The organism is uncultured Bradyrhizobium sp. (genome assembly GCF_936943645.1).
Classification (GTDB): Bacteria; Pseudomonadota; Alphaproteobacteria; order Rhizobiales; family Xanthobacteraceae; genus Bradyrhizobium.
Genome location: NZ_CAKZJO010000054.1, coordinates 118,121 through 131,232, shown reverse-complemented (window position 1 = coordinate 131,232; position 13,112 = coordinate 118,121). Strand labels below are relative to the sequence as shown.

At 65.7% G+C, this 13,112-nt stretch carries 10 protein-coding genes; 5 read left to right on the top strand and 5 right to left on the bottom strand.

The features are described from left to right. The first annotated feature begins 14 nt into the window (after window positions 1-14). Window positions 15-443: a CBS domain-containing protein gene (locus Q0743_RS13985; RefSeq protein ID WP_298242120.1), complete on the top strand. Its 429-nt coding sequence runs from the start codon at window positions 15-17 to the stop codon at window positions 441-443. Here Q0743_RS13985 and Q0743_RS13980 read toward each other — a convergent pair whose 3' ends face one another. After that, a complete protein-coding gene (locus Q0743_RS13980) occupies window positions 444-1,478 on the bottom strand; it encodes a patatin-like phospholipase family protein (RefSeq protein WP_298242119.1) in 1,035 nt (344 codons plus the stop codon). 272 nt (window positions 1,479-1,750) lie between these two features. On the opposite strand from Q0743_RS13980, the gene Q0743_RS13975 reads away from it, so the two are divergent. Together Q0743_RS13975 and Q0743_RS13970 are read left to right on the top strand one after the other, a co-directional pair. Next, a complete protein-coding gene (locus Q0743_RS13975) occupies window positions 1,751-2,824 on the top strand; it encodes a hypothetical protein (RefSeq protein ID WP_298242118.1) in 1,074 nt (357 codons plus the stop codon). Window positions 2,825-2,985: 161 nt separating this feature from the next. Further along, complete coding sequence (locus Q0743_RS13970; RefSeq protein WP_298242117.1) at window positions 2,986-3,396, top strand: hypothetical protein; 411 nt, start codon at window positions 2,986-2,988, stop codon at window positions 3,394-3,396. 27 nt (window positions 3,397-3,423) lie between these two features. On the opposite strand, the gene Q0743_RS13965 is transcribed toward Q0743_RS13970, so the two are convergent. Beyond that, window positions 3,424-4,416 (bottom strand): zinc-dependent alcohol dehydrogenase family protein, encoded by a 993-nt coding sequence (locus tag Q0743_RS13965; protein ID WP_298242116.1) that lies wholly within the window; start codon window positions 4,414-4,416, stop codon window positions 3,424-3,426. Window positions 4,417-4,518: 102 nt separating this feature from the next. Between Q0743_RS13965 and Q0743_RS13960 the strand changes: the two genes are divergently transcribed. Together Q0743_RS13960 and Q0743_RS13955 are read left to right on the top strand one after the other, a co-directional pair. Beyond that, window positions 4,519-5,370: a LysR family transcriptional regulator gene (locus tag Q0743_RS13960; RefSeq protein ID WP_298242115.1), complete on the top strand. Its 852-nt coding sequence runs from the start codon at window positions 4,519-4,521 to the stop codon at window positions 5,368-5,370. Between the two features lie 1,092 nt (window positions 5,371-6,462). Next, window positions 6,463-8,925 (top strand): EAL domain-containing protein, encoded by a 2,463-nt coding sequence (locus Q0743_RS13955; RefSeq protein WP_298242114.1) that lies wholly within the window; start codon window positions 6,463-6,465, stop codon window positions 8,923-8,925. On the opposite strand, the gene Q0743_RS13950 is transcribed toward Q0743_RS13955, so the two are convergent. The 3 genes from Q0743_RS13950 to thrS all read right to left on the bottom strand — a co-directional run bounded on the left by Q0743_RS13950 (window position 8,911) and on the right by thrS (window position 12,942). Further along, the gene (locus tag Q0743_RS13950) at window positions 8,911-10,179 is read right to left on the bottom strand and encodes a serine hydrolase (RefSeq protein ID WP_298242113.1); all 1,269 of its coding nucleotides are present in this window, start codon (window positions 10,177-10,179) and stop codon (window positions 8,911-8,913) included. The genes Q0743_RS13955 and Q0743_RS13950 overlap by 15 nt on opposite strands. A 63-nt stretch (window positions 10,180-10,242) precedes the next feature. Then, a complete protein-coding gene (locus Q0743_RS13945) occupies window positions 10,243-10,806 on the bottom strand; it encodes a nitroreductase (RefSeq protein ID WP_298242112.1) in 564 nt (187 codons plus the stop codon). A gap of 93 nt (window positions 10,807-10,899) precedes the next feature. Beyond that, a complete protein-coding gene (gene thrS / locus Q0743_RS13940) occupies window positions 10,900-12,942 on the bottom strand; it encodes a threonine--tRNA ligase (RefSeq protein WP_298242111.1) in 2,043 nt (680 codons plus the stop codon). Between the last annotated feature and the right edge of the window lie 170 nt (window positions 12,943-13,112).

Here is a 13,112-nt window from a genome sequence, read left to right as displayed (position 1 = left end):
TCAGGGAGGCGACAATGACGGTACGTTCCATTCTCAACACCAAGGGCCACCAGATCATGAGCGTCGAGCCCGACGCCAAGCTGGCGGCCGCGGTCAAGCTGCTCGGTGAGAAGAAGATCGGCGCGGTGCTGGTGATGAACCAGAGCCGGCTCGAGGGCATCCTGTCCGAGCGCGACATCGTGCGCGTGCTCGGCGAACGCGGCGCCGGCGTGCTGGACGAGCCGGTCTCCCAGGTCATGACCCGCAAGGTCGTCACCTGCAAGGAGACCGACACGGTCGCCGAGCTCATGGAGATGATGACGTCGGGCAAGTTCCGCCATCTGCCCGTGATCGACAATGGCAAGGTGGTCGGCCTGATCTCGATCGGCGACATCGTCAAGCGCCGGGTCCAGGAATACGAGAACGAGCAGGAAGCCCTGCGCGACTACATCAAGACGGCCTGATCAGGCCTGCTCGTCGGCTTTCGGCGCGTGGCCCGCGGGCGCTGGCGCCAGCACGTCGATCGCCTCCTGGATCGACTCCAGCGCGCGCTCGGCGGCGCGCGCGCCGTGGGCGATCAGGTCCTCGGAACGGTGGAAGTCGAACCAGCCGAACTGGCCGACCCGGGGCGAGATCAAGAGATCCGGCGGATCGCCGGCGAGGCGCGCGCGGGTGATGCGGTCCTGCATGATGTTGAAGGCGTCGACCATCACCGAGGAGATGCCCGGGCGCCCGGCGCTGCCGAAGAACTCGCGCTTCATGGTCTTCTCGGGCGAGAACAAGCGCGGAAAGCGCCGCTTGGCGGTTGGCTCTTCCGGCTCGGCTGTAACAGGCGCGGGCATCGCCCCGTGCGAATAGATCGTCGTGGAATGGGTGAAGATATCGCTGGAAAGATTTGCCGCGATGACGATTTCGGCGCCGAGCGCACGGGCCGCCGAGACCGGTACGGGATTTACCAGCGCGCCGTCCACCAGCCAGCGATCGCCGATCAGCATGGGCTGGAAGATGCCGGGCAGCGCATAGGACGCGCGCATCGCATCGACCACGCGGCCATGCGTCAGCCAGATCTCGTGGCCGGTGCGGACCTCGGTCGCGACGCTCGCGAACTTGACCGGCAAATCCTCGATCAGGGTCTCCCCGACCGCGTCCGCGAGGCGGCTTGCCAGCTTCTCGCCGCCGAGCAGGCCGGAGCCGTTGAGGCGGATGTCGAGATAACCGATGATGTTGCGCATGCCCTGCAGGCTGCGCCCCCATTCCTCGAACGTCTCGAGCCGGCCGGCCGCATGGAGGCCGCCGACCACGGCGCCGATGGAGGTGCCGACCACGACGTCGGGCACGATGCCGTTGGCGAGCAGGGTCCTGAGGATACCGATATGGGCAAAGCCGCGCGCCGCGCCGCCACCGAGGGCGAGGCCGATGACGGGACGGCGGGTTGGGCCAAGGCCAATCTTTTCGCCGTTCGCCCCGCTTGCGCCGCGCCCCTTCAAGATCTCCAGCACCGAAACTCTCCTACGCCGGGGCCAAGGCTGCGGCTATGCCTGCGGCCGAGCCCGTCTCGTCAGACTAGGCACCGCACTCGCACTCTGCCATCCCGGGCGCGAAGCATGGTTTATGCCGCTTTGGAGAGGGCACCGGGCAGGAGTATGGCGAGGGGCGGTTGCCTCAGGACTAATCACGCAGGCGTCAACTGGGTTCCATCAATCCGGGGGCCCGTATTTCCTGGGGTTTCAGAGGCTTGAATTTGCCGCGTTTTCGGTGAAAAGCAGGGGGCATGACACGCGGGGGTGACGGCATCATCGGATGGCGGCGCAGCGGCAGGCTGCTGCCGGCGCTGATCTTTGCTGCGTGCCTCGCTACCTCCGGCCAAAATGCTGCCCAGGCGCAGCTATTCTCCGATCGCCCGCCACCGGTCCCGCCCGCCTCGGTGCCCGATCCCGGCGGCGCTATCAATCTGGCACCGCCCGGCGGGCCGGGTGCCGGCCCGCCGAGCCTGCCGCCGACCCTGATGCAGCCGGCGACGCCCAGCATGCCGCCGCCCGCGGTGTCCACCGTGCCGCCCGCCGCGCCGCTCAATGCGGCCGTGCCCGGGCAGGGCGTGCTGTCGCTGACCGCGAAATACGGCAAGGACACGCCGGCGATCACCAGCGGCCTGGTCTGGCGCGTGTTTGCCGACCGTCCCGACGAGAACGGCACCTTCAAGCTGATCCGCGAGGACCGCAACGCCTCGCCGAACATCGTGCTGCCGCCCGGCAATTACGTCGTGCATGTCGCCTTCGGCCTCGTCAGCGCGGTACGCACCGTCAGCCTGAAGGCCGAGACTGACCGCGAATCCTTCGTGTTGCCGGCCGGCGGCCTGCGCATCGAGGGCCGCGTCGGCACCAGCCGCATTCCGCAGAACCAGATCTCGTTCGCGATCTACAAAGGCAGCCAGTTCGAATCCGGCGAACGCGCCTCCCTGGTGCCGAACGTCGCCGCCGGCGACGTCGTGCTGATCCCGGAAGGCACCTATTACATCATCTCTAACTATGGCGACGCCAACTCGGTGGTGCGCTCGGACATCCGCGTCCAGGCCGGCAAGCTGACCGACGTCACCATCACGCACCGCGCCGCCGTGATCACGCTCAAGCTGGTCAGCGACAAGGGCGGCGAGGCGCTCGCCAACACCGCCTGGTCGGTGCTGACCCCCGGCGGCGACGTCATCAAGGAATCCATCGGCGCCTTCCCGCGCGTGGTGCTCTCCGAAGGCGAATACCGCGCCATCGCCAAGAACGAGGGCAAGGTCTACGAGCGCGGCTTCAACGTCGTGAACGGCGTCGACGGCGAGGTCGAGGTCGTGGCGCGGTAGTGCCGGGCGGCGCGGCTGCCTGCCGGATCAAGTCCGGCCTGACGTCGAGCGGCGGCTTCTCATCGCGCGCATCATCATGCATCTCCTGTTACCGCTTGCCAGTTGCGGGGCCGGAGAGCCGATCTTCGCGCTCTGTGTACGGTGTTGAATACCGAGGCAATTTGCCGCTCGGGGCCGACCAAACACCGCTGATCACTGCTTATTCCCGCGCTCTGCGCGTTCATCACAGCCGGTGCAAGATACCTATTTCCGATCATCAATTTTATTCTCTTTCCGTCCTGCTGCGTTATATGTCGGGCATCCGTCTAATGGAGGAGGCCGGAGCAGGCTTGTGCGTCTGCGAGACCGGCAAGGAGCAGGGGACCAAGCTCGTCGGCATGTTCGAAGTGATCCTCACCAGGCGCAAGCGGTTTGGCTGGCGATGGCAGGTGTGCGACCAGTCCGGCAAGATCTTTGCCGACGGCTTCGAGCGCACCCGGCCGTCGGCCAAATATCATGGCGAGCGTGCATTATTCTTCCTGTTGTCGCAGGCTTACTTGCGCAACCGCTCCGCTGCGTCCAGCGAGGACTAGCGGCGAGCGAACCTTCGTAGCCCCACCTCACACATCGACGACCAGCTTGCCCTTGGCGGCGTGATCCCTGATCAGCGCATAGGCTTCGCCGACATTCTCGAGCGTGAAACGCCTTGCATCGACGAGCGGCACCAGCTTGCCGGCTTCGGCGAGGCGCGTGGCCTCGGTCATGATCTCCCCATGGTGCGCGCGGCCTTCGCCCGACAGCAGCGGCAGCAGGGTGAAGACGCCGGAATAGGTGGCGGCGCGGAACGACAGCGGCGCGAGCGCGTGCGTCCCCCAGCCCAGTGCGCTCACCACATGGCCGAAGCGGCGCACCGCATGGAAGGACGCGTCGAGCACTTTGCCGCCGACAGTGTCGTAGACGACGTCGAAGCCGCGGCCGCCGCTATGCTGCGCAACGTAGGCGTCGACCGGGCTGTCGCGGTCGATGAACACCGCGCCGAAACCTTCGATGGTGGCGCGCTGCGACGCCGAGCCCGTGGCGAACACGCTCGCCCCGAAGGCGCGCGCGATCTGGATTGCGACATGACCAACGCCGCCGGCGCCGCCATGGATCAACACCCTCTGGCCCGCCTTCAGGCCCGCGCGATCGATCAGGCCTTCCCAGGCCGTGATGACGATCAGGGGCAGGGCGGCTGCTTCCCGCATGCTGAGATTGGCAGGCTTCAATGCGAGCAGATCGGCATCGACCGCGGCGAATTCGGCCAGCGATCCCTGGACGCCGCCGACACCTCCGGTCATGCCATAGACCTCGTCGCCCGGCTTGAACCGCGTCACCTCGGGCCCGCTGCGCGCGACGATGCCGGCCAGATCGATTCCGGGAATTGCCGGCAGCGGATGGCGCGCATGCACGGCCGTGCCGGCATGGATCTTGGTGTCGAGCGGATTGACGCCGCTGGCCCGCACACGGACAAGCACGTCACGCGGACCGATCTCGGGCGTGGAGATGGTCGAGAGGCGCGGCGGCACGTTGTGGGCTTCCAGCACGGCCGCTCGCATCGTCGATTGTGTCGTCATGATCGTCTCGCTCCGTTGTCGGCCTCCAATATGCCCATGAATTTTTGCATGAGAAGGAACAAGGATGTACGATCATCGTGCGTTTTTGTATGAGGGCTTCCCATGGATTGGAGCGATCTGCGCGTCTTCCTGGCGATCGCGCGCGAAGGCACGCTCGGCGCGGCCGCCCGGAAGATCGGCCAGACCCAGCCGACGATGGGACGGCGGCTTCGCGCGCTCGAGGCGGCGTTGGGTCAGACGCTGTTCCAGCGGACGGCGGACGGCTTCGTGCTGACCGACGAGGGCACCGCGGTGCTGCGTCACGCCGAGCGGATCGAGGACGAGGCGCTCGCGCTTCAGCGCCATGCGACCGGCGCCGAGACGCAGCTCGACGGTACGCTGCGCCTGTCCTCGTCGGACTGGTTCGGCACGGTGATGCTGTCGCCGGTGATTGCCGCATTCGGCAAGCGTCACCCCGCCGTGACGGTGGAGCTTCTGACCGATGCGCGGCTCTACAGCCTGCCGCGGCGCGAGGCCGATCTGGTCTTCCGCATCAAGCCGTTCGGTGAGCCCGAGGTGATCTCGCGAAAGCTGCTGCACATTCCCTACGCGCTCTATGGCAGGAGAGGCAGCAAGCCGCCGCGCGCCGGCGACGGCAGCGGCGTTCGCGTCGTGACCATGAATGCCGAGTTCGCCGACATGCCGGACGCGGTCTGGCTCAAGCGCATGCTGCCGCATGCGGACGTCGCCTCGCGCAGCAACAACAGGCAGGTGCAGGCCGAGCTTTGCGCGCGCGGCGGCGGCCTTGCCGTGCTGCCACGTCCGCTCGGTGACAGCGACCGCCGCCTGGTCGCACTCGACATCGGCACGGCGCCGCCCGGCCGCGACACCTATGTCGGCTATCACCGCGACCTGAAGCGCCTGGCCCGCCTGCGCGCGCTGCTGGATCTGGTGATCGAGCGGCTTGCCGGCTAGGCTCCGGCAGCCGCGGTGCCGTAAGGTGGGCAAAGCGAAGCGTGCCCACGATTGGCCCGAGTGGAGAGAGATGGCGGGCGCAGCGCGTTGCGCTTTTGCCCACGCTACGAATACGACCCACAAGCCCTTGCGTTGCCCGACGGGCAAAACACCCAAGATGCCGGTCAACGCGCGCCAGCAAAAATATTCTTCTTTACCGAAATTCGGAAAGAGCGTATCCATCGCGGCAACCCGGCCCAAGGAAGAGGGGCGTATCGCGATCGTCACGAACGCGGGCCGGGCGGCGGTGGACGCAGGTCACGTCGGCGCAAAGGATTTTGCAGGGCGGGCAACCGTGAGCGAAACACCTGGCGCATACGACCGGTGTGATTGGCGTACGGCAAAATCGTGTGGTCCTGGCGCCCGGGGTCTGTGCGCCAAGTTTTGTGGTGATGCATGTCGTTCAACCGGACGCACGCATCAGCCATCCGCAAGGCGACGGGGGCAATAGTGCAACGCTCCCCGGGGAGATCACGACATAAGCCGTAAAGCCACTGCGCAGGGAAGGCCGGGATGTCCTGGCTACACCTGTATGCCGCTGTGCAGCTTCTTGTTACGCAGGATTCGCACAGTGGACCGCGGGTGCCAGCCGGCGCCCGGCCTTCCCTGCGCCCTCTCCATTCAAGAGGGTGAAGAGATCAGGCAAAGCTCGGGCGAACAAGCCGCGAGAATGCGATCCCATGTCAGCTATTCAACAACGTCAGTCATTCAACAACGCTCTCGTGCCCCGGACGCAGCGCAGCGCTACTTCAGCGTTGCGCTGCAGAGCCGGGGCCCACGTTGCAGCACGTGCTGTGGCTTGCTGGGTCCCGGCTCAGCGCAGCAACGCAAGAGCGTTGCAGTGCGTCCGGGACACGAGAGACGGGGGCCGAACTTCGAACGCGCGCCCGAACGCATCGCCTTCGCACCACCGTCATAGTCTCTAACGCGCACTAACCAACACCTGACTTAAAACTGTCATAATCGCCGAACGGAACCCGCGCCTGCGTCCTTTTTACACGTCGTTAAGTGCGCCTGCATTGGATGCGCCGTGAAAGTGCGTTGGGGACTGCCATGACTGCCGCGAAGAAGATGCCGGGAAAACCGGCCGCCGAAATGTTCGACGACATCCCGGTGCTTCAGCGCAAATGGCGCGCCGCGTTGAAGCCGGGCGACCGCTTGCCGCGCTACGAGGACGTCATGCTCGGCAGTCTCGGACGGCTCGCCGATCACATCGCGCTGCTGAGGAACGACGGCAGGCTCGAACTGTCGCGCAGCGGACGCTACGTGCAGAAATGGCTCGGCGAGGAGCGTTGGGACATTGCGGTCGCGGAGCTGTCGCCCGATTGCGCCACGGCGCTGACGGAAGCCGCACACATCGCGCTCGCGACGGGGCGGCCGCACCACGTCAGCGCGCATTGCGTGCGCGACGGCATGGTCAGGACCTACGATGTGCTGACGCTGCCGACGGCCTCGCGCTGGGGCACCACGCTGGTCGGCGCCTATATCAACGAGCGCGGCGCGCAGTACAATCTGCTGGACGCGATCTTCGCCGCGACCGACGACGCGGTGATCGCGCTGGCGACGATGCGCGATGCCGGCGGCAAGCCGTTCGATTTGCAGGTCGTGCATCACAACAACAGCGCAGGCGCGCTGCTGAATGTCGCGAACGGCAGCCTGTTGTGGCGGCGGATCGGCGAGGGCAACACGCTGCTGGCCTTGCCCGAGATCATGGATTTCCTGCTCAAGGTCGTCGCGGGCAGCCGCGGCGAGCAGCTCGAGATCGAGCACGGGGATCGTCACCTCCGCCTCAGCGCCACCGCCTTCGCCGACATTGTCTCGCTGACGATCTCCGATGTCACGGCCCTGAAGCGGCGCGACGCCTCGTTCCGCCTGCTGTTCGACAACAACCCGATGCCGATGTGGGTGTTCGACGCCGAGAGCAAGGAGTTCCTCAGCGTCAACGACGCCGCGGTCCAGCATTACGGCTACAGCCGCGCCACCTTCCTGCGCATGAAGCTGCACGAGATCTGGCCCGAGGACGAGTGGGACAGCCACGCCGAGGCGCTGGAGCGCGTCGGCGAGGCCTATCATTCCTCGCGCAACTGGCGGCATTTGCGCGCCGACGGCAGCGAGATCGAGGTGCTCACCTTCGGCCGCCGCGTCGCCTTCGACGATCGCGACGGCTATCTGGTCGCCGTGGTCGACATCACCGAGCGGCGCAAGGCCGAGGCGCGCATCGCGCACATGGCGCATCATGACGGGCTCACCGATCTGCCGAACCGCGAATATTTCCAGGAGCGCCTGAAGCAGGCTCTGGACCAGGCCGGCGACAAGCGTGTCGGGGTGCTCTACATCGACCTCGACCTGTTCAAGAACATCAACGATTCCTTCGGTCATCCCGTCGGCGATCGCCTGCTCAAGGAGGTCGCCGGACGCCTGACCACCGCGGTGCGCGGCGCAAATCTCGCGGCCCGGCTCGGCGGCGACGAATTCGCGGTGATCCTGGGGGCTGACGTCTCGCCGAACGAGGCCAGCGCCTGCGCCGGCCTGCTGATCGACATGCTGAAGGCGCCTTACGATCTCGACGGTCAGGAGATGGTGATCGGCGCCAGCATCGGCATTGCGCTGTCGCCCGGCGACGGCGTGACACCGGAAGAGCTGATGCGCAATGCCGACATGGCGCTGTACCGGGCGAAGTCCGAGGGCGGCGGCGTGCACCATTTCTTCGAGCGCGAGATGGACCTGCAGGCGCAGAAGCGCCGCGACATGGAGCTCGATCTGCGCCGTGCCTTCGCCAATGGCGAGTTCGAGCTGCACTACCAGCCGCTGGTGTCGATCGCCTCCGACCGCATCTCCGGTTTCGAATCTCTGCTGCGCTGGCGTCATCCCGACAAGGGCATGATCTCGCCCGCGGAGTTCATTCCCGTCGCCGAGGACATCGGCCTCATCACGCAACTCGGGGAGTGGGTGCTGCGCGAGGCCTGCGCCGAAGCGGTGAAATGGCCCGTCGACGTCAAGGTCGCCGTCAATCTGTCGCCGGCCCAATTCCGCAGCCGCAATCTGGTTCAGATCGTGATCTCGGCCCTGGCGCAGTCCGGCCTGTCGCCGCGACGTCTCGAGCTCGAGATCACCGAGTCGATCTTCCTGGCCGAGACCGATGCCAATCTCGCGATCCTGCATCAGCTCCGCGAGCTCGGCGTCGGCATCTCCATGGATGATTTCGGCACCGGCTATTCCAGCCTCAGCTATTTGCGCAGCTTCCCCTTCGACAAGATCAAGATCGACCGCTCCTTCGTCAAGGATCTGGCCGAGCGGCCCGATTGCGGAGCGATCGTGCGCGCGATCTCCGGGCTCGGCCGCAGCCTCAACATCACCACGACTGCCGAGGGCGTCGAGACCGAGGACCAGCTCGACTGGCTGCGCGCCGAGGGCTGCAACGAGGTGCAGGGCTTTCTGTTCAGCGCGGCGCGGCCAGCGGCCGAGATCGCAAAGCTGCTCGCCGATTTCGGCCAGCGCGCCTCACGGGCGGCGTAGGCCTTCGGGGTAGCTGTCATAGACCAGCGCCTTGAAGGCGGGCGTGATGCGGCTGCGCTCGTTCTGGGTCTGCTGCATCATGAGGTAGACCATGTCGAGCTTGGGATCGACGCCGAAATAGGTGCCGCTGCCACTGTCCCACTTCAACTCGCCGAGCGAGCCCGGCGGCGGCGGCTTCGCATTGCCGGGATCGGTCCGCACCGCAAGGCCATAGCCATAACCAAAGCCGTCGCCCGGAAAATAGAAATAGTCGCGTCCGACGCCGGAGCCGGGCCCGATATGATCCGTCGTCATCGCCTTGAACGCGGCGGGGCTCAGATAGCGCCGGCCCGCAAACGAGCCGCCGTTGAGCAGCATCTGCGAGAAGCGCTGATAGTCGGTGATGGTCGAGAGCAGGCCGCCGCCGCCGGATTGCCATTCCGGATGGTCCAGACGATCGCGCTCTCCAGCGAGCAGGATGAAATCGTTCGGCAGCGGCCGCGCCATCCGCGCCAGCTCATCCTCGGTCGCCAGCGCGAACTTGGTGCTGTTCATGCCGAGCGGATCGAAGATGCGAGCTTTGAGGAACTGGTACAGCGTCTGGCCCGAGACGATTTCGATGACACTGCCGAGCACGTCGGTGGAATGGCCGTAGCGCCACAGCGTTCCCGGCTGCCGCGCCAGCGGCAGCTTGGCGATGCGGTCGGCGAATTCCCTGTTGTTGAACTGGCCTTCGAAGATGTCGGCCGCCTTGTAGGCCTGCTCGACCCATTTGCCGCCGATATAGTCGTAGCTGATGCCCGAAGTGTGCCGCAGCAGATCCTCGATGTTGACGGGACGGACCGGCGGCACGAGATCGAGCTCCAGCTTGCCGTCCGGCTCGGTGACCTCGAGGCCGACCTTGGTGCGCGCGAACAGCGGGACGTATTTCGACACGGGGTCGGTGAGCGCGAGCTTGCCGTCGTCGATCAGCATCATCGCCCCGAGGCACGTGATCGGCTTGGTCATCGAGTGGATGGCGAAGATCGTATCGGGCGTCATGGCAAGGCCCGTCCGGGTGTCGCGCACGCCGAAGGTCTTGAGATAGACCGGCTTGCCGTGCTGCTGCACCATGATCACGGCGCCGGGCAGACGGCCGCTTCCGACCTCGTTGTCGAAATAGGCGGTGATGCGGTCGAGCCCCTCGGGCGAGGGGGCAGGGATGTCGGCGGCCCGGCCTCGCGCCATCGAGCCGGCGAGCGCCGCGGCTCCGACCAGAAAATCACGACGCTTCATTCGGGCTTCCTCCCTCGGCGGGATCAAAGCCGCAAGGCGTCGCAGGCGTCAACACGCCATCGATCAAAAACGCGTCACGATTTCCGAAAGGAACGGTCGCGGACGGTCCTCGCTCGGCTTGGTCGGCGTGCCCACGTGAATGAAGCCGGCGAGCTTCTCATCCGGCTTGAGGCCGAGGCCGTCGAGGACGTCGCGGTCGAACGAGAACCAGCCGGTCAGCCAGCAGGCACCGTAGCCGAGCGCGGTCGCGGCCGTGACGATGTTCATGGCGCTGGCGCCCGCCGACAATTCCTGCTCGAACGCCGGCACCTTCGGATGCGGCTTGGTGAAGCTGACGATGCCGATCACCAGCGGCGCATCCATCAGGCGCTTGCGCTCGATCTCGACGTCGGCCGCCGGCGCGCCGGGATTCTTCCGCGCAAACACCTTGGCGATCACCTCGCCGGCGCGTGCGCGGGCATCGCCCTCGAAAATGATGAAGCGCCAGGGGGCGAGCTTGCCGTGATCGGGCACGCGGGCGCCGATGGTGAGGATGGTCTCGAGCTCGGCCGCCGAAGGGCCGGGTCCGGTCATCTCGCGCGGCTTGACCGAGCGGCGGGTCTTCAGGAGTTCGATGGCGTCGGGCACTGCGATATCCTCTTCAAATGGTCTGCGGGCGTGCCATGCCGAGATAAGCATGCACGCCCGCAACCGGAAGCGAATTTAGATCGATTTCAGAGATCAGACCGCAGCCCGCGCCCGCTTGACATCGGGCGGCGTTGCCTCGTCGACCAGCGCGGCGATCGCTTCCTCGGTCGTCATCACCTTCTGGCCGTCGCTGCCGAGCCGGCGGACCGAGACCGAATGCGTCTCGGCCTCCTTTTTGCCGACCACGAGCAGCGCCGGGATCTTCGCCAGCGAGTGCTCACGGACCTTGTAGTTGATCTTTTCGTTGCGCAGGTCGATCTCGACCCGAAGCCCGGCGCGCCGGGCCTGCTCCAGCACCACCTTGGCGTATTCGTCGCCTTCGGAAGTGATGGTCGTGACCACCGCCTGCACCGGCGAGAGCCAGAGCGGGAAGTTGCCGGCATAGTGCTCGATCAGAATGCCGATATAGCGCTCCATCGAGCCGCAGATCGCCCGGTGCACCATCACCGGCGGTTTCTTGCCGCCGTCATGGTCGATGTAGAACGCACCGAACCGCTCCGGCAGGTTGAAGTCGACCTGCGTGGTGCCGCACTGCCAGTCGCGGCCGATGGCGTCGCGCAGCACATATTCGAACTTCGGCCCGTAGAACGCGCCTTCGCCCGGATTGATCTCGGTCTTGATGTGATTGCTCTGCGACTGGATCTCGCGCAGCACGGTGGCCATCACGCGCTCGGCGTGATCCCACATCTCGTCGGTGCCGACGCGCTTTTCCGGCCGCGTCGACAGCTTCACGGTCAGGTCGCCGGTGAAGCCGAAATCGGCGTAGGTCGACAGGATCAGATCGTTGATCTTCAGGCACTCCTCGGCGAGCTGGTCCTCGGTGCAGAAGATGTGGGCATCGTCCTGGGTGAAGCCGCGCACGCGCATCAGGCCGTGCATGGCGCCGGACGGCTCGTAGCGATGCACCACGCCGAACTCGGCGAGGCGCAAGGGCAGGTCGCGATAGCTCTTCAGGCCGTGCTTGAAGATCTGCACGTGACCCGGGCAGTTCATCGGCTTGAGCGCGAACCAGCGCTTGTCCTCGGCCTCGTCGCCGGCCGACTGCGCCGCGAACATGTTCTCGCGATACCAGCCCCAATGGCCCGAGGTCTCCCACAGCACCTTGTCCAGGATCTGCGGTGCGTTGACCTCGCTGTAGTCGCCGGTCAGGCGGCGGCGCATATAGGCGATCAGCTGCTGGAAGATGGTCCAGCCCTTCGGGTGCCAGAACACGACGCCCGGACCTTCCTCTTGGAAATGGAAGAGGTCGAGCTCGCGCCCGAGCTTGCGATGGTCGCGCTTCTCGGCCTCCTCGATCTGCTTGAGATAGGCGTCGAGGTCCTCCTGCTTGGCGAAGGCGGTGCCGTAGATACGCGTCAGCATCGGGTTGTTGCTGTCGCCGCGCCAATAGGCGCCGGCCACCTTCATCAGCTTGAAGGCGTTGCCGACCTTGCCGGTCGAGGTCATGTGCGGGCCGCGGCACAGGTCGAACCAGTCGCCCTGGTAGTAGATCTTGATCGGCTCGGTGCCGGGGATGGCGTCGACCAGCTCGACCTTGAAGGCCTCGCCCTTGTCCCGGAACACCTGCTTGGTCTTTTCGCGATCCCAAACCTCTTTCGTGAAAGGTTTGTCGCGCGCGATGAGCTCGCGCATCTTTTTCTCGATGGCGGCAAAATCGTCCGGCGTGAACGGCTCGTTGCGGAAGAAGTCGTAGTAGAAGCCGTTCTCGATCACGGGGCCGATGGTGACCTGTGTGCCCGGCCACAGCGTCTGCACGGCTTCGGCAAGCACGTGCGCGCAGTCGTGGCGGATCAATTCCAGCGCGCGCGGGTCGTCGCGATTGACCAGCTCGATCTTGGCGTCGTCCTCGATGGGGTCGTTGAGATCGGCGAGCACGCCGTCGAGCGCCATCGCAACCGTGCGCTTGGCCAGCGACGGCGAGATGCCCTTGGCGATCTCGAGGCCGGTGATGCTCTTGTCGTACTGGCGCTGGGCGCCGTCGGGGAAGGTGAGGGTGATTTTGGCGGCGGGGGTCACGGGCTTGAGATTGGAAAGGCTGTACTGGAAGCCGGACTCGGATTTGGGCTGGTCGGACATTGCTTTTCTCCTGAGGCTCACTCCTGCGAACGAGCGCAGGTAAGCGGGAACGAGCGATATATCAGGCGATTCGGCCTGCGCAATCCGGCATTTCCAAGAAAGTGGCGCGCAAAAGAAGGGACATTGCACCAACTATTTCACGCAACGCCCTTTAACCGGCGGCAAGGCCG